Genomic DNA, 21,805 nt, shown 5'->3' with positions numbered 1-21,805 from the left:
GCCGCGCCATCCTGCACAAAACGGATAGCGATCTGCAGGATTCGGCTATTGCCCCTTGCATCGCCTCCCTAATCTGACCTGGCCTGAACAATAACAATGGAGGCCCCGGCCATGTCCCTGGGAATCGACTACCTCAATGCCATGCTTGAAGAAGACAAGGAGAAGGGCGCCTACCGCTGCAAGCGGGAGATGTTCACCGATCCGCGTCTGTTCGAACTGGAGATGGCGCACATCTTCGAAGGCAACTGGATTTATCTCGCCCACGAAAGCCAGATCCCCAACAACAACGACTTTCTGACCACCACCATGGGGCGCCAGCCGATCTTTATCGCGCGCAACAAGGACGGTGTGCTCAACGCGTTTCTCAACGCCTGCAGCCATCGCGGCGCCATGCTCTGCCGGCATAAATCCGGCAACCGTTCCAGCTACACCTGCCCGTTCCATGGCTGGACCTTCAACAACAGCGGCAAACTGCTCAAGGTCAAAGACCCGAGCGAGGCCGGTTATCCCGCAGCTTTCAACTGCGAAGGCTCACATGACCTGACCAAGGTCGCGCGTTTCGAGTCGTATCGCGGCTTTCTGTTCGGCAGCCTGAATGCCGAAGTGAAATCCCTCAGTGAACACCTCGGCGAGTCAGCGAAGATCATCGACATGATCGTCGACCAGTCGCCGCAAGGTCTGGAAGTGCTGCGCGGTTCCAGTTCCTACATCTACGAGGGCAACTGGAAACTCACCGCCGAAAACGGCGCCGACGGCTACCACGTCAGCTCCGTGCACTGGAACTACGCCGCCACCCAGAATCAGCGTCAGCAGCGTGAAGCCGGTGAAGCGATCAAGACCATGAGCGCAGGCAGCTGGGCGAAGAAGGGCGGCGGTTTCTACTCCTTCGATCACGGTCACCTGCTGCTCTGGACCCGCTGGGCCAACCCCGAGGATCGCCCGGCCTACGAGCGCCGTGACGAACTCGCTCGTGACTTCGGCCAGGCCCGTGCCGACTGGATGATCGAGAACTCGCGCAACCTGTGTCTATACCCCAACGTGTACCTGATGGATCAGTTCAGTTCGCAGATCCGTATCGCCCGGCCGATCGCGGTCGACAAGACTGAGATCACCATTTACTGCATCGCCCCCAAAGGCGAGAGCGCCGAGGCCCGCGCCAAACGCATTCGCCAGTACGAAGATTTCTTCAACGTCAGTGGCATGGCCACGCCGGATGACCTCGAAGAATTTCGCAGCTGCCAGACCGGTTACGGCGGCGGACGCGGCTGGAACGACATGTCCCGTGGGGCGACCCATTGGGTCGAAGGCGCTGATGCAGCGGCCGAGGAAATCAATCTGAAACCGCTGCTGTCCGGCATGCGTACCGAGGACGAAGGCCTGTTTGTGCTGCAACACAAGTATTGGCAGGAAACCATGCTCAAGGCTGCCGCCAGCGAGCCACAACTGATCCCTGTGGAGGCTGTGTGATGAGCAACCTCTACGACACCGTGCGTGATTTTCTCTACCGCGAAGCGCGTTATCTCGATGACGGTCAGTGGGATCAATGGCTGGAACTGTACGCCGCCGATGCGACGTTCTGGATGCCGGCCTGGGACGATAACGACACGCTCACCGAAGACCCGCAAAGCGAAATTTCACTGATCTGGTACGGCAACCGGGGCGGCCTCGAAGACCGTATTTTTCGGATCAAGACCGAGCGCTCCAGCGCGACCCTTCCCGACACCCGCACCTCGCACAACCTGAGCAACATCGAAATCGTCGAGCACGGCGAAGGCCACTGCCAGGTGCGCTTCAACTGGCACACCCTGAGCTTTCGCTATCAGGTCACCGACAGCTACTTCGGCAGCAGTTTCTACAGCCTCGACCTGCGCGGTGACCTGCCGCTGATCAAGGCCAAGAAAGTCGTGCTGAAAAACGATTACGTCCGTCAGGTCATCGACATCTATCACATCTAGTCGACACGGCGAGGTGCACCATGAATTTCCAGATCGCACTGAATTTTGAAGACGGCGTCACCCGTTTCATCGAGGCCGGTGGCCATGAAACCGTCGCCGACGCGGCGTATCGCCAAGGCATCAACATCCCGCTGGACTGCCGTGACGGCGCCTGCGGTACCTGCAAATGTTTCGCCGAAGCCGGGCGTTATGCCATGGGCGACAACTTCATCGAAGACGCCCTGACTGACGATGAACTCGCCCAGGGTTACGTCCTGACCTGCCAGATGCGCGCCGAGAGTGACTGCGTAATACGCGTGCCGGTCGGCTCGCAGGTATGCAAGACCGAACAGGCGAGTTTTCAGGCCTCGATCAGCGCTGTGCGGCAGTTGTCCGAAAGCACCATTGCCCTGTCGATCAAGGGCGAGGCGCTGAGCAAACTGGCGTTTTTGCCGGGGCAGTACGTCAACCTGCAAGTGCCGGGCAGTCAGCAAAGCCGGGCGTATTCATTCAGTTCCTTGCAGAAGGATGGCGAGGTCAGCTTCCTGATCCGCAACGTCCCCGGCGGCTTGATGAGCAGCTTTCTCACCGGCCTGGCGAAGGCCGGCGACAGCTTGAATCTGGCCGGGCCGCTGGGCAGTTTTTACCTGCGCGACATCAAGCGGCCGCTGCTCTTGCTCGCGGGTGGCACGGGGCTGGCACCGTTCACCGCGATGCTGGAAAAAATTGCCGAGCAGGGCAGTGAGCATCCGGTGCACCTGATCTACGGTGTGACCAATGACTTCGACCTGGTTGAGCTCGATCGCCTCGAAGCCTTTGCCGCCCGCATCGCCAATTTCAGCTTCGGCGCCTGCGTGGCCAACCCGCAAAGCGCGCACCCACTCAAGGGCTACGTCACCCAACACATCGAACCGCGTCACCTCAACGAAGGTGATGTCGACGTCTACCTGTGCGGGCCACCGCCGATGGTTGAAGCGGTCAGCCAATACATCCGCGAGCAGGGCATCACCCCGGTGAATTTCTACTTCGAAAAATTCGCTGCTGCCTGACACCCATCTGTGGGTCTGTCCCTCACCACAGGTTTCGATATTTGTTTCAGTCGAGGTTGTCATGAACAACAGATTCTCCAACAAAGTCGCACTGGTTACCGGCGCGGCGCAGGGCATCGGCCGCCGCGTCTGCGAACGCCTGCTGGCCGAAGGCGCACAAGTGGTCGCCGTCGACCGCTCCGAACTGGTTCACGAACTGCAAGGCGCGGGCGTGGTGGCGCTGACTGCCGACCTTGAGCAATACGCCGATTGTGCGCGAGTCATGGCTGAAGCCATCAACGCCTTCGGCCGTCTCGACGTGCTGATCAACAACGTCGGCGGCACGATTTGGGCCAAGCCGTTCGAGCACTACGACGTCGAGCAGATCGAGGCCGAAGTGCGTCGCTCGTTGTTTCCGACCCTGTGGTGCTGCCACGCAGCCCTGCCGTACATGCTCAAGCAGGGCCGGGGCGCCATCGTCAATGTCTCGTCGATTGCCACCCGCAGTGTCAACCGCGTGCCGTACGGCGCGGCAAAGGGCGGCGTCAACGCGCTCACCGCGTGCCTGGCGTTCGAGAACGCTGAGCGCGGCATCCGCGTCAATGCCACGGCACCGGGCGGCACCGAAGCGCCGCCACGGCGTATCCCGCGCAATACCAGTGAACAGTCGTCGCAGGAGCATGCCTGGTACCAGCAAATCGTCGCGCAAACCCTCGACAGCAGCCTGATGAAACGCTACGGCAGCCTCGACGAACAGGTCGGCGCGATCCTGTTTCTTGCCTCCGACGACGCCTCGTACATCACCGGCGTGACCTTGCCGGTCGGTGGCGGCGATCTCGGTTGAGCACACTTCAAAGGACACTGAAATGAACCCGATTCTGATTGAAAGCCTGACGACGATCATCGTCGACTTGCCCACCATCCGCCCGCACAAACTGGCGATGCACACGATGCAGAAGCAAACGCTGGTGATCCTGCGCCTGCGTTGCAGCGATGGCGTCGAAGGCATCGGCGAGGCGACCACCATCGGTGGCCTTGCCTACGGTTACGAAAGCCCGGAAAGCATCAAAGCCAACATCGATGCGCATCTGGCGCCGGTGCTGTTGGGCATGGACGCCGACAACATCAACGCAGCCATGCACAAGCTCGACAAACTCGCCAAGGGCAACACCTTCGCCAAGTCGGGTATCGAAAGCGCACTGCTCGACGCGCAAGGTAAACGCCTCGGTCTACCGGTCAGTGAACTGCTCGGTGGCCGCGTGCGCGACAGCCTTGAAGTGGCCTGGACCTTGGCCAGCGGTGAAACCGCCCGCGACATCGCCGAAGCAGAACACATGCTCGAAGCGCGGCGCCATCGCATCTTCAAATTGAAGATCGGTGCCAACCCGCTGGAGCAGGATCTCAAACACGCCGTAGCGATCAAAAAAGCCTTGGGCGAGCGCGCCAGTGTGCGCGTCGACGTCAATCAGTATTGGGATGAATCCCAAGCGATTCGCGGCTGTCAGGTATTGGGTGACAACGGCATTGACCTGATCGAACAGCCGATTTCGCGGATCAACCGCTCCGGGCAAGTTCGCCTGAACCAGCGCAGCCCCGCACCGATCATGGCTGACGAATCCATCGAAAGTGTCGAAGACGCCTTCAGCCTCGCTGCCGACGGTGCGGCCAGTGTGTTCGCCCTGAAAATCGCCAAGAACGGAGGCCCGCGTGCCGTGCTGCGCACCGCGCATATCGCCGAGGCCGCCGGCATCGCGCTGTACGGCGGGACCATGCTCGAAGGCTCGATCGGCACCCTGGCCTCGGCTCACGCCTTCCTCACGCTCAAGCAATTGACCTGGGACACCGAGCTGTTCGGGCCGCTGCTGCTGACTGAAGACATCGTCATTGAAAGGCCCGAGTACCGCGATTTTCACCTGCACATCCCCAGAACCCCGGGCCTCGGCCTGACGCTGGATGAACAGCGTCTGGCGCATTTTCGCCGCCACTCAAACAGGAGAACACCATGCTCTTCCACGTAAAAATGACCGTGAAATTGCCCGCTGACATGGACCCGGCCGTCGCCACTCGACTCAAGGCCGACGAGAAAGAACTGGCGCAACGGCTGCAACGCGAAGGCCAGTGGCGGCATCTGTGGCGCATCGCCGGCCACTACGCCAATTACAGCGTGTTCGACGTGCCCAGCGTCGAGGCCCTGCATGACACGCTGATGTTGCTGCCGCTGTTCCCGTACATGGACATCGAGATCGACGGCCTCTGCCGCCATCCGTCGTCGATCCACGCCGACGACCGCTGAAGTCAGACACCCGATTCGCTTCTGAACCCTGTTGGAGCTGGCTTGCCAGCTACCCACAGGGATCTTGCCTGGTTTGAAGAACTGCGTTCACACAACAACAAGATGAGGTAAGCCACCATGACCGTGAAAATTGCCCACACCCCCGAGTTGCAAAAATTCTTCGCCGAAGCCGCCGGTTTCACCAACGACGACGGTAGCTCGCGCTTGAAAACCATCGTCCTGCGCGTGCTGCAGGACTGCGCCAAGCTGATTGAAGACCTGGAAATCAGCGACGACGAGTTCTGGAAAGCCGTCGACTACCTCAATCGTCTGGGCGGTCGTTCGGAAGCCGGTTTGTTGGTTGCAGGTCTCGGCATCGAGCATTTTCTCGACTTGTTGCAGGACGCCAAGGACGCGCAGATCGGCTTGACCGGCGGCACACCGCGCACCATCGAAGGCCCGCTTTACGTCGCTGGCGCGCCGCTGTGTGAGGGTGAGTGCCGGATGGATGACGGCAGCGAGGAGGGCGTCGCTACCGTGATGTTCCTCGAGGGTCAGGTGTTCGACCTGCATGGCCAACCGCTGGCTGGCGCCACCGTCGACGTGTGGCAAGCCAACACCCAAGGCACCTATTCGTTCTTCGACCCAAGCCAGTCCGATTACAACCTGCGCCGACGGATCATCACCGACGCCGAGGGCCGCTACCGCGCCCGCAGCATCGTGCCATCGGGCTATGGCTGCGACCCGCAAGGCCCTACTCAGGAATGCCTGGACCTGCTCGGCCGCCACGGCCAGCGTCCGGCCCACGTGCACTTTTTCATCAGCGCACCGGGGCATCGACACCTGACCACACAGATCAATCTGTCGGGCGATCAATATTTGTGGGATGACTTTGCTTACGCGACCCGTGAAGGGTTGGTCGGCGAGGTGGTGTTCCATGAGCACGAAACATTGGGACGCCACGCCAAACTCAAGTTCGACTTCCAGCTGCAACCCGCGCCAGACGCCAGCGCCGAACAGCGCAGCCAGCGCCCCCGCGCGTTGCAAACGGATTGATACCGCGTCGTTTGTGGCCCTCACCCTAACCCTCTCCCGGAGGGAGAGGGGACTGAATGGGGGATGCTCGCGAGATACGCCGACCTGAACGTTTTCTGCCGAATCCATAATCGCCACGATCTTTCAGGTCGATGTATCACGCCAGACACCACGGTCGGCCCCCTCTCCCGGAGGGAGAGGGGACTGAATGGGGGATGCTCGCGAGATACGCCGACCTGAACGTTTTCTGCCGAATCCATAATCGCCACGATCTTTCAGGTCGATGTATCACGCCAGACACCACGGTCGGCCCCCTCTACCTCTGGGAGAGGGCTGGGGTGAGGGGAAAACAGGCCTAAGGTAATGCAAAAAAGATATTGGCCCGCTGTTTTTAAGATCGTTTAGTTTTGTCCTCAACGACGAATAAACGCATCAAACCGATAGACCCCCGATTGCCATGACGGCGCACGCTGAATCGATCAAAGGCTCTTCAGGTTTGGTTCACACGGGAGTGAATCATGCCGCATACCCTCGACATCACCGCATTACCGACGCTCGACCTTTCGCTGTTCGAAGGCACTGCGCCACAGCGTTACGAGTTTCTTGAAAGCCTGCGCCACGCCGCCCGCGATGTCGGGTTCTTCTATCTCACCGGCCATGGCATCGACAGTGCCTTGCTCCAGCAGGTGCAGGCTCACGCCCGGCAATTCTTCGCCTTGCCCGACAGCGAGAAAACCGCTGTCGGCATGATCAACTCAGCGCACTTTCGCGGCTACAACCGCGCCGCCTCGGAGATCACTCGCGGTCAGCCCGATCAGCGTGAGCAGTTTGATCTGGGCGCGGAACGCGAGGTCCTGCCCTCAGACCCGGACAGCCCATTGTGGGCTCGGCTGCAAGGCCCCAACCAATGGCCGGCGGCATTGCCAGAACTGAAACCGCTGCTGCTCGAATGGCAACAAGCGATGACGCGCATGTCGTTGCGCCTGCTGCGGGCGTTCGCTCAGGCGCTATCGCTAAGAGCAGACGCTTTTGATCAGCTCTACGGCGACAAACCCAACGAACACATCAAGTTGATGCGCTATCCCGGCCAGGCGAGCGAGGCCAGCCATCAAGGCGTCGGTGCGCACAAAGATTCCGGTTTCCTCAGCTTCCTGCTGCAAGACCAACAGGCTGGCCTGCAAGTCGAAATCGAAGAGGGCCGCTGGATCGACGCATTGCCCCGCGAAAACACCTTGGTGGTGAACATTGGCGAATTGCTTGAACTGGCCACCAACGGTTATCTGCGCGCCACGGTGCATCGCGTGGTTTCACCACCCGACGGCAGCGAGCGCCTGTCCATCGCCTTCTTCCTCGGTGCACAACTCGATGCCACGGTGCCGCTTTACCCATTGCCCACCGCGCTGTTGCGTGAGGCACGCGGGCCGGCAAGTGATCCGCTGAATCCATTGTTTCGCGATGTTGGCTGGAACTACCTCAAGGGTCGTTTGCGCTCACATCCTGATGTCGCCCAGCGTTTCTATGCCGATGCGCTATTGCCGCCAGCCCCTGCGCGCAAAACCGCCTGATTGATCACTCGCTCAAGGACATTCGTTATGTTGAAAAAAGCAGGTTTGACCCTGGCCGTCCTCGGCGCACTGGTGACTTCGTTCGGTGCTCAAGCGCTGGAACCGCTGCGTGTTGCGGCCGATCCGGTGCCCCACGCGCAGATCCTCGCGTACATCCAGAAAATTGATCCGCAACTCAACCTCAAGGTCATTGAAATCCCCAACGGCGTGAACTCCAACGAGCTGTTGGTGCATGGCGATGTCGATGCCAATTACTTCCAGCATCTGCCGTACCTGAAATCCCAGGAACAGGCCCTCGGTGAAAAACTTGCAGTGGCCGCCACGGTGCACATCGAGCCCTTGGGCATCTACTCGCACCGTCACAAAAGCTTCGCCGACGTGCCGGTTAAAGGCACCATCGCCGTGCCCAATAACGTCACAAATCTGAGCCGCGCGCTGTACCTGTTACAGGACAACGGCCTGATCAAACTCAAACCCGGCTTCAACGATCCGGCTGCCGATCAGGCAACGCCCAAGGACATCGCCGAAAACCCGAAACAGCTGAAAATTCTCGAAATCGAATCACCGCAGATTCCACGCTCGCTGGACGACGTCGATCTGGCGGTGATCAACGGCAACTATGCGCTGGACGCCGGACTGGTGCCGGCCAAGGACGCGCTGGGCCTGGAAAAGGCCGAGCACAATCCCTACGCGAACATTCTGGTGACCACACCGAAACTGCAGAACGATCCACGCATTGCGCAATTGGCCAAAGACCTGACCTCGCCGGAAGTCGCCAAGTACATCACCGAGCACTTTGCCGGTTCGGTGATCCCGGTGGCGGGCGGCAAGCCATGATCATCGTCGAGCAGTTGAGCAAGACCTATCCCTCAGCGTCGGCACCGGCGCTGGATCAAGTGTCGCTGAGCATTCCCGACGGTGCGGTGTACGGGATTCTCGGGCGTAGCGGGGCGGGTAAATCGACGCTGCTGCGTTGCCTCAACCTGCTCGAACGACCGGACAGCGGAAGGATTCTGATTGATGGTGTCGATCTGCTGACCCTGTCCGACAGCGACCTGCGCCGACAACGCCAGCGCATCGGCATGATCTTCCAGGGTTTCAATCTGCTGCATTCGCGCAACGTCTTCGACAACATCGCCGTGCCGCTGGAGATTGCCAACGTCGGCAAACCGTGGCGACACGTGCGGGTTCGCGAGCTGCTGGAACTGGTCGGCTTGAGCGACAAGGCGCAAGCCTTTCCTTCGCAATTGTCCGGAGGCCAGAAGCAGCGGGTCGGCATCGCCCGAGCCTTGGCGGCGGAGCCGGCGTATCTGCTGTCGGACGAAGCCACCAGCGCCCTCGACCCGGAAACCACCGCGTCGATCCTTGAACTGCTGCGCGACATCAACCGCCAACTGGGCCTGACCATCGTGCTGATCACCCACGAACTGGACGTGGTCAAATCGATCTGCGATCACGCAGTGTTCATGGCCAATGGACGCCTGGTCGAGTCCGGGCCAGTGCCTCGGCTGTTGGCTGATGCGCAATCCCCGCTCGGCAGCTCGCTGCGTCCTGCCTGCGGATTGCCCCTAGGCCATGACTCGCCGGGGCTGAGCTTTCTCAAGCAATACGGCGTAAGGGCGGCGCACTCATGAACCGCAGCATCGACTGGAATGAAATCCTCCAACTGGTGTTCAACGCCACCGGTGAAACCCTGTACATGGTCTTGCTCGCCGGGTTGTTCACGCTATTGATCGGCCTGCCGCTGGGCGTGTTGCTGTTCATCAGCCGCCGCACCGGGCTGTACCCGATGCCGCGCTTCAACGCGGCGCTGAGCAGCGTGGTCAACCTCGGCCGTTCGTTGCCGTTCGTGGTCATGCTGATTGCTCTGATTCCGCTGACCCGGCTGGTGGTCGGCACGACGCTGGGCAGCACCGCCGCCGTGGTACCGATCACCATCGGCGCGTTTCCGTTCTTCGCCCGTATCGTCGAGAACGCTTTGGACGAAGTCGACAAGGGCCGTATCGAAGCGATCCTCGCCATGGGCGGTGACATTCGCCACGTGATTTTCAAAGTGCTGCTGCCCGAAGCGCTGCCGGCATTGCTGGCGGGGATCACGCTGACGCTGGTGATGCTGATCGGTTTTTCCTCGATGGCCGGGGTCATCGGTGGCGGCGGTTTGGGTGATCTGGCGATCCGTTACGGCTATCAGCGCTTCAACAATGAAGTGATGGTCGCCACCGTGGTGGTGTTGGTCATTCTCGTTCAGGGCGTGCAGAGCCTGGGCGATCGGCTGGTGCGTTCGCTGGCTCATCGACGTTAAGGAATTTTATGAGTGCGCCTGTCGCCGTGGCCCGTGAGCCGCTGATTCGTGTACGTGAGTTGAGCAAGTTGTTTGGCTCGAACCGGGCGCTGGACCGGGTCAGCCTGGACATTTATCCCGCTGAAGTGGTGGCGTTGCTTGGCGCCAATGGCGCGGGCAAGTCGACCCTGGTGAAGATTCTGGCCGGAAGCCAGAGTGCTGATGGCGGCGCGATCAGCATCGATGCTCAGTCGCAACATTTCAGTTCGCCGCTGTCGGCGCGACGGCTCGGCATTGTTGCGGTGCATCAGCAGATCAACGAAGGCATCGCGCCGGGATTGAGCGTCGCGGAAAACCTGCTGCTCGATGAACTGTGCCGGCCTGATGCCGACTTCTGGCTCAATCGCAAACGTCTGCTGGAACGTGCCGCGCAGATTGCTGCCGGGCTTGGCCTGACCTTGCCGCTGGAGCAACCCATCGAGCTTCTCGGTCAGGCCGAACGGCAATTGGTCGTGCTCGCTCGCGCGTTCGCTTTGCAGCCGCGCCTGTTGATTCTCGATGAGCCGACGGCGGCGCTGTCGGATGCCGAAGCGCAGCGATTATTTGGCTTGATCGATACCTTGCGCAGCCGTGGCGTGGCGATTCTGTACATCTCCCATCGGCTCTCGGATCTGCAACGGGTCGCGGATCGCGCGATTGTGTTGCGTGACGGACGATTGGCCGGGGAGTTCACCTCGCGGCAATTACCCGAGGCCGTGCAGGCGATGCTCGGGCAGGCGCTGGCCGAACATGTCTACGTCCCGCGTGTGGCCGGGCACGAAGTGCTCAAGCTCAGCGCAATGAAAGTCCTGCCCGGGTCAAAAACCTTCGATCTGAGCCTGCACGAAAACGAAGTGGTGGTGCTGACCGGGTTGCTCGGCGCCGGGAAAAGCGAAATCGCCGAGGTGTTGTTCGGCTTGCGCACCGCCGCTGGCGGAACCTTGCAACTGGACGGCAATGACTGGCTGGCCGGTTCGCCCCGCGAGGCGATTCGCAGCGGCGTGTTTTTCGCCGCCGAGGATCGCGCCAGTCAGTCGCTGGTGGCGGATTTTTCCCTGCGTCGCACGTTGACCTTGCCGTTTCTGCAACGCTTCACGCGCGGTGGGTTTATCCGCAATCGCGCCGAAGCGGCGGCGGTCGAGGCGCAAGTCGCAGCGTTGGGGATCAAGACCGCTGGCATTGATGTGCCGATGGCGGCGTTGTCCGGCGGCAATCAGCAGAAAGTCGTGCTCGGCCGCTGGCTGCTTGGCGATGGGCGGGTGCTGATCCTCGACGAGCCGTTTCAGGGTGTCGACGTCCGCGCCCGCCGGGAGATCGGCCAACTGCTGCGCGACAGTGCCCAGGGTCGAGCGACTCTGGTGATTTGCGCCGACGCCGACGAAGCCCTGGAAATCGCCGACCGCATTCTGCTGGTACGCGATCACGCGGTGGTCGCCGAGTACCCGCGCGCCGCACTCAGCCGCGCCGATCTGGTCGCCGCCCTGGCCGGCACCGACGTCATTGAAAATCCCCTTCATGCCACCTCAAGGAGCAGAGCGAGTGCCTGATTCAAGTTCCCTGTTATCGACCACCCCGGCACCCGCCGAGCGCCTGCTGCAGGCGTTGATCCGTTATGGCCTGTTGTGGCTGCTGGCGCTGATCGTGGTGTTTTTCAGCGTTGCCGAACCGGCGTTCCTACGTGTCGGTAATCTGTTCAGCGTGCTCCAGTCGGTGTCGATCGTTGCGCTGCTGGCGCTGGGCGTGACGTTGACCATGGCGGTCGGCGGCCTCGACCTGTCCATCGGCGCAGTGGCAGCGATGAGCCTGATGATCGCCAGCTACGTGATGGTGGTGCTCGGCTGGGGCGCGGTGCCGGCGGTGTTGATCAGCCTTGCGGGCGGTGCCTTGGTCGGGCTGCTCAACGGTTGGCTGATCGTCAAATTGCGGGTGCCGGACATTCTGGCGACGCTGGGCAGCATGTTTCTGGTGATCGGTGTGCAACTGATTCCCACGGGCGGGCGCTCGATTGCGGTGGGCATGACGTTGCCCAGCGGCGTGGAAACCGAGGGCACATTCAGTGCGGCATTTCTCGCGTTGGGGCGTGGACGGTTGTGGGACGTCGTGCCGATTCCGGTGTTGATCACCGCTGTGGTCGCGCTGGCGGTATGGCTGTTTCTGGAGCGCACGCGCATCGGTCGTTTGTTCTATGCCATTGGCGGCAATGAGCAGGCCGCGCTATTGGCCGGTGCGCCCGTGCAGCGCTTCAAGCTGCTGGCTTATGTGTTGTCGTCGCTGTTGGCGTCGTTGGGCGGCCTGTTGCTCGCGGCGCGGCTGGGGCGTGGCGATGTCAGTTCGGGTAACGGTCTGGTGCTGGACGCACTCGGCGCCGCGCTGATCGGTTTTGCCGTGCTCGGTGCGAAGAAGCCCAATGCGTTCGGCACGCTGGTCGGGGCGCTGTTGGTGGCTGCGTTGTTGAATGGTCTGACCATGCTCAACGCGCCGTACTACGCACAGGATTTCGTCAAGGGACTGGTGTTGGTGCTGGCCCTGATGTTCACCTTCGGCCTCGCGCATCGGGCGCGTTGAGCCGCTTTCAGTCAAGGAAGTTGTATGCACGGTTCAATCAAACAATTCGCCCGCCATTGCCTCGCCACAGCGTTGCTGTCGACGCTGGCGTTGAACGCGCAGGCCAAGGCATTACCCGGCGCGCCTGCACCCTTCGATAAAGGTCAGGTGCAGATTGCGTTGGTGGGGTATCTGTTTTCCGGGGATTTCCCGGAAGCGTATTTGCGCGGCGTGGAGAAACAGACCGAAGCGCTGGGCGCCAATCTGCGTGTGTTCGATGCGCGGCAGCAGGCCGCGAGTCAGGGCGAGATGATCGATCAGGCGATTGATCTGGGCGTGGACGGCATCATCGTGCAGCTAGGCCTGGCAGAAACCCTCAAGGGGCCGATTGACCGGGCCATCGCCAAAGGCATCAAAGTCGTCGCCTTCGATGTCGACCTCAACACCGCGCAAGTGACCCAGGTGGAGCAGGACCACCACGCATTGGCGCGTCTGGCACTGGACCAGGCGGTGAAGGACAACGGCACGAAGTTTGATGCGGGCTATGTGTACATCAGCGGCTTCACGCCGATGGAGCGCCGCGACGAGATCTGGAGTCAGGTGAAGAAGGCCAATCCGGGGATCGTCGAGAAGGCACGGTTTGGCACGCTGAATCCACCGATCGCCAACTCGGTGGCCGATCAGGCCAGCGCCGTGCTGCGCGCCAATCCCGGGATCAGCGTGATCTTCGCGCCGTTCGACGAGTTTGCCAAAGGCGCGAAAATCGCCGTCGACGAAGCGGGATTGGCGAGCAAAGTGAAAATCTACAGCGCCGACATTTCCACCGCTGATATTCAGATCATGAAAGAACCTGACAGCGCCTGGGCGGCGACGGCGGCAGTCAATCCGCAAGTCGCCGGGGCAATCAGTGTGCGCAGTCTGGCAATGTTGATTGCCGGGGAAAATCCGGGGCACCAGGTGCTGGTGCCGCCGACGCTGATCACCCGCCAGCAGTTGCTCGATCTGGATGTGAAGAACGTCCGTGATCTGGCGCAGAAGCTGCCGGCGTTTGGTGATACGGCCAATGTTGCGCGGGCGGCGTGGATTCCAGTCGCCAACTGATCATCAGCCCCTGTGAAAGAGCGGCGTTGATGGCGCTTATTGCGCGCCGAACATCGCCGTCCAATAGATCCCCGCATCGCTTTTAGGGTCGGTGGCATAGGCTGCGCCGAGTTCCTTGTACTGCGGGTTCATCAGATTGGCGCAATGGCCGGGGCTGGCGATCCAGCCGTCGACCACCTTGCGCACGGTGTCCTGGCCGGCAGCGATGTTTTCGCCGACCAGTTGCCCGCTGTAACCGGCCAACTCGGCGCGGTCGCCCGGCGTGCGGCCGTCGCGATCCTTGTGATCAAAGTAGTTTTTGTTGGCCATGTCGCGGCTGTGATCCTGGGCTACGCCGCCCAGCATGGCGTTCCAGGCCAAGGGCGCTGCCGCTGCAAACGCTTGATCACCGCATTGCCGAGGCTGGCTGCGCGCGGCGTTGAGCTGTTCGAGCAGTTTCTGACCTTCGCCTTGCGCATCGCTGAGTTTGGCCGACAGCAGCGGTCGCGCCAGCACGATACGCCAGTCGCGATCAGCGCGGCTGACGCCGACATCGACGAACTGCGGATCCAGCACCACCTGACAGAAACTCTCCTGAATGGCCGTCATCGCCGACGCCGCATCGCGCGGGCCGTTGAGCGTGATCGCCTGCACGTTGACCATCGGATAGCTGGCGCGCGCCATCGCTTGTTGCAGGTCGACGGCGCCACTGGCGGGCAGGATCAACCGTGGATCGGCGGACAGCGGCGGCAATTCGCTGGAGGCCTGCGTGCCGCAACGCTGCGGTTGGCTGCGGTAGCTGTTGATCGACTCGACCAGTTGCGATTCATCGGTGGCCATGGCCGAGGCGGCGCAAGCCAGGCCTGCGGACAGCGCGGCAACGCGCAAAATGGATGGCATGAAGCGCATGGAAATCTCCCTTGGGCTGAATGCGCCCATGATGCGCGAAACGCCCCCGGTGGGTGCAATGTCTTTTTCTTCATTCGGCGCTTTTTTCTGCGGAACGATGCGCCGGAATTTGCCGTCTACACTCTGCGAAGAGCCCGCAAACCGGGCGTCTCCCCCACGTAACACGTTGCCCGACTCGGGCCCTGCCGGAAGAACTGACATGGGTTTTAAATGGTTGGCTGGTTGTCTCGTATTAACCCTCTTGGCAGGTGCTGCACTGGCCACTGACCAAGCCCCGATCAAGGCCAAGGCCGAAGAGAAAGCCCAGGTGCTGGAAGAAAAAGCCGCCGACAAAGTCAGCGCGGCACCGGCTCCAAAATCCGAAGCGATCACGCCGACCGAAGCGCAAGCGGTGGACCCGGCCGGCGCCGCGCCGCTGGATGATCCGCTTACGTGCCTGGCACGCAGTATCTATTGGGAAGCCAAGGGCAAGGACACTCCGGAAATGGAAGCGGTGGCCAATGTGGTGATGAACCGCCTCGGCCACGACGGGTTTCCCGGCACGGTCTGCGAGGTGGTCAAGCAGGGTTCGGAAACCAAAAGCTGCCAGTTCTCGTGGTGGTGCGATGGCAAGCCGGATCAGGTCAAGGAAGACGCCGAATATGCCTTGGCCAAGGAAATCGCCGGCAAGGCGCTGAATCGTCAGTTACCGGATCACACCCACGGCGCGCTGTACTTCCATGACCGCAACGTGCATCCGAGCTGGGCCAGGGAATACACCAAAACCGCTGAGACGAAGAAATTCCTCTTCTATAAACCTGCGGGTGGCGATGCGCGTTAGGCGCAGACCTGACGCAGACAATCGCGCAACCAGCGGTGCGCCGGGTCGGCATCCATGCGCGGGTGCCAGAGCATGGAGACGCTGATCGGCGGCATCTCGAATGGCAGCGCGAAACTGTGCAGCCCGGTGCGCAATTTACGCGTGTGGCGCTCCGGGACGGTGGCGATCAGGTCTGATTCGCGGACCAGCGTCAGCGCCGCCGAAAATCCGCCAAATGAGGTGACGATGTCCCGCGTCAGCCCCGACGCGAGCAGCGCTTCGTCGACCGGACCGCTGTTGCGACCACGCCGTGAGATCAGGATGTGCTGGCCTGAAGCAAAGCGTTCGGCGCTGACCTTGCCCGAACTCAATGGATGCCCCTCGCGCACGACACCGATCCACTGATCCTGAAACAGCATTCGGCTGTGCAGCGTCGGATCGGTGCTGTCGTCGACCACGCCGGTCTCCAGATCCACTCGGCCTTCGCGCAACGGTGTGCTGTCCTTGTCGGCTTTCTGCACGAAACGCAGGCGCACGCCGGGCGCCTCCTCAGCGATGCGGGCGAGCAGGGCGGCGGCAAAGGTTTCGACAAAACCGTCGGTGTTGCGCAAGGTGAACGTGCGGCGCAACTGGCCGGGATCGAGTATCTCGGCAGGTCGCAAAACCGCTTCGGCTTCCTGCACCAGTTGACTGACGCGTTCACGCAGTGCCAACGCGCGGGGCGTCGGCACCAGGCAGCGACCCGCCCGCACCAGCAGTGGATCGCCAGTGGTCTCGCGCAAGCGGGCGAGGGCGCGGCTCATGGCCGAAGGGCTCAACCGCAGGCATTTGGCGGCGCGGGCGACGCTGCCTTCGCGTAGCAACACGTCGAGGGTGATCAGCAGGTTCAGATCCGGTGCAGGCATGACATGGCGTTCCGTGCAGGTATCGAGTGCAAAGCATGCGTCTTGCGCCTTGTATTGTCGAGGCTCAGGCTAGCGTGCCTGACCTTTGCACTGTGAGCGGCCCCATGCCCCGAGAACCCTTGAGCACTTCAGCCCGCTGGGCGCTGACCAGTCTGGCACTGTCGATGCTGATGCCGTCGCTGGACACCAGCATTGCCAACGCCGGGCTGCCGACGCTGGCAGCCGCGTTTGATGCGACGTTTCGGCAGGTGCAATGGATCGTTCTGGCTTACCTGCTGGCGATCACCACGTTGATTGTCAGCGTCGGGCGTCTGGGCGATGGTTTCGGTCGGCGGCGCTTGCTGTTGATCGGAATTGGCATTTTTACCGCGGCCTCGTTGTGCTGCGCACTGGCTCCCGGACTTGGCTGGCTGATCGGCGCGCGCGCGGTGCAAGGACTCGGCGCGGCGATCATGTTCGCCTTGACGCTGGCGCTGGTGGCAGATGCGGTGCCAAAAACGCGGGCGGGCAGTGCGATGGGGCTGCTGGCAACGATGTCGGCGACGGGCACCTCCCTCGGGCCTTCGCTGGGCGGACTGTTGATGACGCATGTCGGCTGGCAGTCGATATTTCTGCTCAACGTGCCGTTGGGCTTACTCAATGCAGGGTTGGTGTATCGCTATCTACCGGCCGATCGAACCGCCAGCACGCGGGTTGCATTTGATTATTGGGGCACCGCGGTGCTGGTGTTGACGCTGGCGGCTTATGCGTTGGCGATGACGCTGCAAGGTCTGACGCTGATGTTGCTGATGGTCAGCCTGTGCGGTGCGGGAGTGTTCGTGTTGGTCGAAACGAAAGCCAGGGCGCCGCTGATACGCTTGTCACTGTTCGCCGATCGGCGACTGAGCAGCAGTCTGCTGCTGACGTTGCTGGTGACGTCAGTGATGATGACTACGCTGGTGGTCGGGCCGTTTTACCTGAGCCGTGGCTTGGGCCTCAGCGGTGCGATGGTCGGCCTGGTGTTGTCGGTCGGGCCGTTGCTGGCCGCGCTTGGCGGTGTCCCGGCCGGACGTCTGGTAGATCGCTTCGGCGCACGACGGATGGTGCCGGGCGCGTTGTTCGGGATGGTCTGCGGTTGCAGCTTGTTGGCACTGTTGCCGATGAGTCTCGGGCTGCCTGCCTATGTGCTGCCAATGACGGTGATCGCAGCCAGTTACGCGTTGTTTCAGGCGGCCAACAATACCGGGTTGATGGCCGGTGTCGGTCAGGACCAGCGTGGTGTGGTGTCTGCGTTACTTGGGCTGGCGCGCAATCTGGGTTTGATCACCGGCGCTGCGGCGATGGGGGCGGTGTTTGCCCTGGCCACCGGCAACCCGACCGAGGCGCCTGCGGCCATGATCGCCAGCGGCTTGCACAGCACTTTTGGCGTTGCCACCGGGCTGATGGGCATGGCACTGATCATCAGCCGAACCAGGACCAAATGGTGGGAGAGGTCTGTCAGTCAACCTTGATGTTGAGCTGGCTGGTCACATCAGCGGCAAGCCAAACATAGGTTTGCGCTGTCTTTTAGCTGGCGTGGGTGTTGAGGATGCTCGCCACCTGTTGCGGCTGACAGTTGAGGTAGGGTGAGGATTTCAGCCAGTGCTGATCCGGGTACCACGAGAACATGTACTGACCATCCTTGAGCTTGTCGATCACCTGCTTGGCAACCTGCGGTCGCACTGCCGGGCAACCCTGGCTGCGACCGATGCGCCCCTGTTTTTTGCTCCACAACGGGTTCACGTAACTGGCGGCGTGGATGACGATGGCGCGATCACGGGCCATATCGTTGAAACCAGGCTCCAGCCCATCCATGCGCAACGAATAACCGTGGGTGCCACTGTAACTTTCCTGCGTGCGGAACAGTCCAAGACTCGACTGGTAACTGCCTTCACGATTGGAAAACTGCGTAGCAAAGTTTTCCCCGGAGTTGGAGCCATGCGCAACGAGGTCACGCAGTACCAGTTTTTTTCGGGTCAGGTCAAAAATCCACAAACGGCGAGCGGTGGACGGTTGCGAATAATCGATGATTGCCAGGTGGCGGGACGGTTTCGCACCGTTGTTGACCGCGCATTGCATGGCGCTCAATGCACCTTTCAGCGCCTGGGGATTGAGTTCTGGCGCGGCGTGCGCGAGGCTGGTGAAGAGAACCGGCGATGGCTTGCCGGCGGCAAAAGCTGGACTGGTCACAGCAACAACGGTTGCGGTGGTCAGCAGAAGTCGGCGCAAAAACGTCAACATTTATAAAGTGTCCTCACTGGCTACTCATTTGGCACTTTGGCTCCTGACTCCCAGTCGACCCCGCCAAGCCCAAAGATCGAGCCTGACTGTTCAGCGCACCTGATGTAAGGTTGACCGTCATCAAGACGGCCATGGACTGGAGTAAAGCAGTTGTTCAAAAAGTACGCATGCTACTTGAGCATTTGTTTGCTCGCAGCGCCGTTTGTCGCTTGTGCCGAGGAGTCGCTGCCGCCGCTGCAAACACTGCCGACGCCACCGGCGGAATTACCGGTCGAGCCGCAGAGTCCGTTGCAGGCCGTGTTGCTCAGTCTGCCACAGGCGTGTCCGGCCGTTGCCGCGCACCTCAACGGCCCGGCGCTGGTGCAGTTGCAGGCGTTCTATGAGCAGCAGGACTGGATGCCGGTGTGGGCGCGCGAGTCCGGGCGATTGCAGGCTTTGCAGGGGCAATTGCAACTGTTGGCCGACGATGGCCTCAATCCCAAGCGCTATGCGGTGGCGGCGGTGCCTCCGCAGGACGGCGAGTTATGCGCCGATATCGACATCAGCCACTACTACCTGCAAGCCCTGCAGGATCTGCATTACGGCCGCTTGCTGCAGTCGCATTTCGAGCCGCTGTGGCATGCCGACGACACCCCGCGTGACCGTCAGGCGGAATTGTTGGCGATCGCCGTGCCGGGCATGCAGGACATTCCTGCGGCGTTCGACCTCGCGCGTCCGCGTCTGGCCCAATATCAAAACCTGCGTCATCTCTACGCTGCGCAAAGGCTAAAGGCTTTGCCGCAATGGCAGTCGGTCGGCAACGGCCCGTTGCTGCGTCCCGAAATGGAAGACAAACGCGTGCCGGAACTGGCCCAGCGTTTGTACAGCGAAGGCTATCTGACCCATGCCGTCGGTACGCCCGGCAATGCCTACGATGGCGTGCTGGTGGAGGCAGTGAAGAGTTTCCAGGCCAATCATTCGTTGCAGGCTGACGGTGTGGTCGGGCCGGGGACGATTGCCGAACTGAACATCAGCCCGCTGACCCGCCGCGAACAGTTGCGCGTCAACCTCGAGCGCTTCCGCTGGATGGCCCAGGACATGGAGCCCAATGGTTTGCTGGTCAACGTCGCCGCTGCCGAATTGACCCTGTATCAGGGCGGCCAGCCGGTATGGCAAACCCGCACCCAGGTCGGCCGCGCCGAACGCCAGACGCCGTTGCTCAAATCCCGCGTGACGCGCCTGACCCTGAACCCGACATGGACGGTGCCGCCGACCATCTGGAAAGAAGACAAACTGCCGGCGATCCGCAAGGATCAAACCTTCCTCAGCCGACAGAACCTGCAAGTGCTCGACGCCAACGGCCAGCCTCTGGCGGCGGCGGACATCGACTGGGACAACCCGGGCAACATCCTTTTGCGTCAGGATGCCGGGCCGCGCAACCCCCTGGGGCAAATGGTCATACGCTTCCCCAATCCGTTCTCGGTGTACCTGCATGACACGCCGAGCAAGGCACTGTTCGACAAGGGCCCGCGAGCGTTCAGTTCCGGTTGTGTGCGCGTCGAGCACCCAATGCAACTGCGTGATCTGCTGCTGAGCCCGGCGGAAAAGGCCCGCACGGAAACGTTGTTGGCGACAGGTACCACGCATGAGTTCCGTCTCTCGGCACCCGTGCCGATCCTGATGACCTACTGGACGGCGCAAGTCGGCAACGATGGCCACGTGCGTTACGCGCCGGACATCTACAGCCGCGACAGCGCATTGCTCGCGGGCCTCGACCGGGCCCATTGATCAACTGAGCCGCGGTAGGAGCTGCCGAAGGCGGCGATCTTTTGATGTTGTTTTTCAAGATCAAAAGATCGCAGCCTCCGGCAGCTCCTACATTGTCCGTGTGCGTGCCGGTGTGATTCGGCAGTGATCCGCAGCGTCTAGCCCCAGTGTCCCCGCGATCCCATGGGGCGAGACTTCGGAACCCGGCATGCAAGCGCTGTTGAACGAGATCCTTGACGCTGTCCGGCCCCTGATCGGGCAAGGCAAAGTGGCTGACTACATTCCTGCCCTCGGCACTGTGCCGGCCAATCAATTGGGCATCGCTGTGTATGGCAACGACGGCGAAATGTACTGCGCCGGCGACGCCGAAACGCCGTTCTCGGTGCAGAGTATTTCCAAGGTGTTCAGCCTGGTGCAGGCCATCGATCATTCCGGTGAGTCGATCTGGGAGCGTCTGGGACATGAGCCCTCGGGGCAGCCCTTTAACTCGTTGGTGCAACTGGAGTTCGAACGCGGGCGCCCGCGCAATCCGTTCATCAATGCTGGTGCGCTGGTGATCTGCGACATCAACCAGTCACGCTTCGCCGCCCCGACCCTGTCGATGCGTGACTTCGTGCGGCGCCTGTCGGGTAATCCGCAGATCATGATCGACGGTAAAGTCGCCGACTCCGAGTATCAGCACCGCGCGCGCAATGCGGCGATGGCGTACCTGATGCAGTCGTTCGGCAACTTCCATAACGATGTCGAAGCAGTCTTGCGCAGTTACTTCAGCCACTGTGCGTTGCGCATGAACTGCATCGATCTGGCCCGGGCGTTTTGCTTTCTGGCCAACGATGGCTTCTGCAAGCACAGTGGTGAACAGATCCTCACGCGGCGCCAGACCCAGCAAGTCAACTCGATCATGGCCACCAGCGGTCTGTACGACGAAGCAGGCAATTTCGCTTATCGCGTCGGACTGCCCGGCAAGAGCGGCGTCGGCGGCGGCATCGTCGCGGTAGTGCCGGGGCAGTTCACCGTGTGCGTGTGGTCGCCGGAACTCAACGCCGCCGGCAACTCGCTGGCAGGCATGGCAGCCCTGGAAATGCTCAGTTCACGGATCGGCTGGTCAGTCTTCTGAGCCAATCCCCCAAATCCCTGTGGGAGCTGGCTTGCCAGCGATGAGGCCGGAACATCCAGCATGAGTATTGCCTGAACCACCGCCATCGCCTTGTAGGAGCAAAGCTTGCTCGCGAAGACGGTGCAACAGGCAATACAGATGCCTCTGACCCACCGCATTCGCGAGCAAGCTTTGCTCCTACAGCGTTTTGGGTTGCTTGGGGGGAGGGTGTTTGCTCGCGAAGACGGTGCAACAGGCAATACAGATGCCTCTGACCCACCGCATCCGCCTTGTAGGAGCAAAGCTTGCTCGC

The 21,805-nt window shown here is 61.4% G+C and carries 21 protein-coding genes; 18 read left to right on the top strand and 3 right to left on the bottom strand.

The window, feature by feature from the left end:
- The first annotated feature begins 111 nt into the window (after positions 1-111).
- The 14 genes from benA to JFT81_RS07925 all read left to right on the top strand — a co-directional run bounded on the left by benA (position 112) and on the right by JFT81_RS07925 (position 13,799).
- On the top strand, positions 112-1,467 hold the full coding sequence (gene benA, locus JFT81_RS07990; RefSeq protein WP_201226848.1) for a benzoate 1,2-dioxygenase large subunit: 1,356 nt from the start codon (positions 112-114) through the stop codon (positions 1,465-1,467).
- Complete coding sequence (benB, locus tag JFT81_RS07985; protein WP_201226847.1) at positions 1,467-1,955, top strand: benzoate 1,2-dioxygenase small subunit; 489 nt, start codon at positions 1,467-1,469, stop codon at positions 1,953-1,955. Before benA ends, benB begins: the two co-directional genes overlap by 1 nt.
- A gap of 20 nt (positions 1,956-1,975) precedes the next feature.
- Positions 1,976-2,983: a benzoate 1,2-dioxygenase electron transfer component BenC gene (gene benC / locus JFT81_RS07980; RefSeq protein WP_201226846.1), complete on the top strand. Its 1,008-nt coding sequence runs from the start codon at positions 1,976-1,978 to the stop codon at positions 2,981-2,983.
- A gap of 61 nt (positions 2,984-3,044) precedes the next feature.
- Positions 3,045-3,806: a 1,6-dihydroxycyclohexa-2,4-diene-1-carboxylate dehydrogenase gene (locus tag JFT81_RS07975; RefSeq protein ID WP_201226845.1), complete on the top strand. Its 762-nt coding sequence runs from the start codon at positions 3,045-3,047 to the stop codon at positions 3,804-3,806.
- Between the two features lie 22 nt (positions 3,807-3,828).
- Positions 3,829-4,980 carry a muconate cycloisomerase family protein gene (locus JFT81_RS07970; RefSeq protein WP_201226844.1) on the top strand — a complete coding sequence of 384 codons (1,152 nt, stop codon included), beginning with the start codon at positions 3,829-3,831 and terminating at the stop codon, positions 4,978-4,980.
- Positions 4,965-5,255, top strand: a complete 291-nt coding sequence (gene catC, locus JFT81_RS07965) for a muconolactone Delta-isomerase (RefSeq protein WP_201226843.1) — start codon at positions 4,965-4,967, stop codon at positions 5,253-5,255. Before JFT81_RS07970 ends, catC begins: the two co-directional genes overlap by 16 nt.
- 117 nt (positions 5,256-5,372) lie before the next feature.
- Positions 5,373-6,290 (top strand): catechol 1,2-dioxygenase, encoded by a 918-nt coding sequence (gene catA / locus JFT81_RS07960; RefSeq protein ID WP_201226842.1) that lies wholly within the window; start codon positions 5,373-5,375, stop codon positions 6,288-6,290.
- A gap of 497 nt (positions 6,291-6,787) precedes the next feature.
- A complete protein-coding gene (locus JFT81_RS07955; protein WP_201226841.1) occupies positions 6,788-7,834 on the top strand; it encodes an isopenicillin N synthase family oxygenase in 1,047 nt (348 codons plus the stop codon).
- 27 nt (positions 7,835-7,861) lie between these two features.
- Positions 7,862-8,671: a MetQ/NlpA family ABC transporter substrate-binding protein gene (locus JFT81_RS07950; protein WP_201226840.1), complete on the top strand. Its 810-nt coding sequence runs from the start codon at positions 7,862-7,864 to the stop codon at positions 8,669-8,671.
- Positions 8,668-9,468, top strand: a complete 801-nt coding sequence (locus tag JFT81_RS07945) for an ATP-binding cassette domain-containing protein (RefSeq protein ID WP_201226839.1) — start codon at positions 8,668-8,670, stop codon at positions 9,466-9,468. The genes JFT81_RS07950 and JFT81_RS07945 overlap by 4 nt, the downstream gene beginning before the upstream one ends.
- Positions 9,465-10,136, top strand: coding sequence for a methionine ABC transporter permease (locus JFT81_RS07940; RefSeq protein ID WP_201226838.1), 672 nt, complete (start codon positions 9,465-9,467; stop codon positions 10,134-10,136). Before JFT81_RS07945 ends, JFT81_RS07940 begins: the two co-directional genes overlap by 4 nt.
- 8 nt (positions 10,137-10,144) lie before the next feature.
- The gene (locus tag JFT81_RS07935) at positions 10,145-11,701 is read left to right on the top strand and encodes a sugar ABC transporter ATP-binding protein (protein ID WP_201226837.1); all 1,557 of its coding nucleotides are present in this window, start codon (positions 10,145-10,147) and stop codon (positions 11,699-11,701) included.
- Positions 11,694-12,719 (top strand): ABC transporter permease, encoded by a 1,026-nt coding sequence (locus JFT81_RS07930; RefSeq protein ID WP_201226836.1) that lies wholly within the window; start codon positions 11,694-11,696, stop codon positions 12,717-12,719. Before JFT81_RS07935 ends, JFT81_RS07930 begins: the two co-directional genes overlap by 8 nt.
- Before the next feature lie 24 nt (positions 12,720-12,743).
- Positions 12,744-13,799 (top strand): substrate-binding domain-containing protein, encoded by a 1,056-nt coding sequence (locus JFT81_RS07925; protein WP_201226835.1) that lies wholly within the window; start codon positions 12,744-12,746, stop codon positions 13,797-13,799.
- Between the two features lie 36 nt (positions 13,800-13,835).
- On the opposite strand, the gene JFT81_RS07920 is transcribed toward JFT81_RS07925, so the two are convergent.
- Complete coding sequence (locus tag JFT81_RS07920) at positions 13,836-14,687, bottom strand: CAP domain-containing protein (RefSeq protein WP_201226834.1); 852 nt, start codon at positions 14,685-14,687, stop codon at positions 13,836-13,838.
- A 199-nt stretch (positions 14,688-14,886) separates the two neighbouring features.
- On the opposite strand from JFT81_RS07920, the gene JFT81_RS07915 reads away from it, so the two are divergent.
- A complete protein-coding gene (locus JFT81_RS07915; RefSeq protein WP_201202832.1) occupies positions 14,887-15,507 on the top strand; it encodes a cell wall hydrolase in 621 nt (206 codons plus the stop codon).
- Here JFT81_RS07915 and JFT81_RS07910 read toward each other — a convergent pair.
- Positions 15,504-16,391 carry a LysR family transcriptional regulator gene (locus JFT81_RS07910; protein ID WP_201226833.1) on the bottom strand — a complete coding sequence of 296 codons (888 nt, stop codon included), beginning with the start codon at positions 16,389-16,391 and terminating at the stop codon, positions 15,504-15,506. The two genes, JFT81_RS07915 and JFT81_RS07910, sit on opposite strands and share 4 nt — an antisense overlap.
- Positions 16,392-16,495: 104 nt before the next feature.
- On the opposite strand from JFT81_RS07910, the gene JFT81_RS07905 reads away from it, so the two are divergent.
- A complete protein-coding gene (locus JFT81_RS07905; protein WP_201226832.1) occupies positions 16,496-17,881 on the top strand; it encodes an MFS transporter in 1,386 nt (461 codons plus the stop codon).
- A 55-nt stretch (positions 17,882-17,936) separates the two neighbouring features.
- Here JFT81_RS07905 and JFT81_RS07900 read toward each other — a convergent pair whose 3' ends face one another.
- On the bottom strand, positions 17,937-18,650 hold the full coding sequence (locus JFT81_RS07900) for a murein L,D-transpeptidase catalytic domain family protein (protein ID WP_201226831.1): 714 nt from the start codon (positions 18,648-18,650) through the stop codon (positions 17,937-17,939).
- A 150-nt stretch (positions 18,651-18,800) separates the two neighbouring features.
- On the opposite strand from JFT81_RS07900, the gene JFT81_RS07895 reads away from it, so the two are divergent.
- Entirely contained in the window at positions 18,801-20,417 is a 1,617-nt protein-coding gene (locus tag JFT81_RS07895; RefSeq protein WP_201202839.1) for a L,D-transpeptidase family protein, read from the top strand.
- A 187-nt stretch (positions 20,418-20,604) separates the two neighbouring features.
- Complete coding sequence (glsB, locus tag JFT81_RS07890) at positions 20,605-21,513, top strand: glutaminase B (protein ID WP_201226830.1); 909 nt, start codon at positions 20,605-20,607, stop codon at positions 21,511-21,513.
- The last annotated feature ends 292 nt before the right edge of the window (positions 21,514-21,805 follow it).

Source organism: Pseudomonas sp. TH43, assembly GCF_016650635.1.
Classification (GTDB): Bacteria; Pseudomonadota; Gammaproteobacteria; order Pseudomonadales; family Pseudomonadaceae; genus Aquipseudomonas.
This window is presented reverse-complemented; position numbering and strand designations above follow the sequence as displayed.

Coding starts and splice junctions, on each gene's coding strand:
- JFT81_RS07910 (WP_201226833.1), bottom strand. CDS start 16,391: ATGCCTGCACCGGATCTGAACCTGCTGATCACCCTCGACGTGTTGCTA.
- catA (WP_201226842.1), top strand. CDS start 5,373: ATGACCGTGAAAATTGCCCACACCCCCGAGTTGCAAAAATTCTTCGCC.
- JFT81_RS07925 (WP_201226835.1), top strand. CDS start 12,744: ATGCACGGTTCAATCAAACAATTCGCCCGCCATTGCCTCGCCACAGCG.
- benB (WP_201226847.1), top strand. CDS start 1,467: ATGAGCAACCTCTACGACACCGTGCGTGATTTTCTCTACCGCGAAGCG.
- JFT81_RS07900 (WP_201226831.1), bottom strand. CDS start 18,650: ATGTTGACGTTTTTGCGCCGACTTCTGCTGACCACCGCAACCGTTGTT.
- JFT81_RS07955 (WP_201226841.1), top strand. CDS start 6,788: ATGCCGCATACCCTCGACATCACCGCATTACCGACGCTCGACCTTTCG.
- JFT81_RS07950 (WP_201226840.1), top strand. CDS start 7,862: ATGTTGAAAAAAGCAGGTTTGACCCTGGCCGTCCTCGGCGCACTGGTG.
- catC (WP_201226843.1), top strand. CDS start 4,965: ATGCTCTTCCACGTAAAAATGACCGTGAAATTGCCCGCTGACATGGAC.
- JFT81_RS07915 (WP_201202832.1), top strand. CDS start 14,887: ATGGGTTTTAAATGGTTGGCTGGTTGTCTCGTATTAACCCTCTTGGCA.
- benC (WP_201226846.1), top strand. CDS start 1,976: ATGAATTTCCAGATCGCACTGAATTTTGAAGACGGCGTCACCCGTTTC.
- JFT81_RS07940 (WP_201226838.1), top strand. CDS start 9,465: ATGAACCGCAGCATCGACTGGAATGAAATCCTCCAACTGGTGTTCAAC.
- JFT81_RS07935 (WP_201226837.1), top strand. CDS start 10,145: ATGAGTGCGCCTGTCGCCGTGGCCCGTGAGCCGCTGATTCGTGTACGT.
- JFT81_RS07975 (WP_201226845.1), top strand. CDS start 3,045: ATGAACAACAGATTCTCCAACAAAGTCGCACTGGTTACCGGCGCGGCG.
- JFT81_RS07905 (WP_201226832.1), top strand. CDS start 16,496: ATGCCCCGAGAACCCTTGAGCACTTCAGCCCGCTGGGCGCTGACCAGT.
- glsB (WP_201226830.1), top strand. CDS start 20,605: ATGCAAGCGCTGTTGAACGAGATCCTTGACGCTGTCCGGCCCCTGATC.
- benA (WP_201226848.1), top strand. CDS start 112: ATGTCCCTGGGAATCGACTACCTCAATGCCATGCTTGAAGAAGACAAG.
- JFT81_RS07945 (WP_201226839.1), top strand. CDS start 8,668: ATGATCATCGTCGAGCAGTTGAGCAAGACCTATCCCTCAGCGTCGGCA.
- JFT81_RS07920 (WP_201226834.1), bottom strand. CDS start 14,687: ATGCGCTTCATGCCATCCATTTTGCGCGTTGCCGCGCTGTCCGCAGGC.
- JFT81_RS07970 (WP_201226844.1), top strand. CDS start 3,829: ATGAACCCGATTCTGATTGAAAGCCTGACGACGATCATCGTCGACTTG.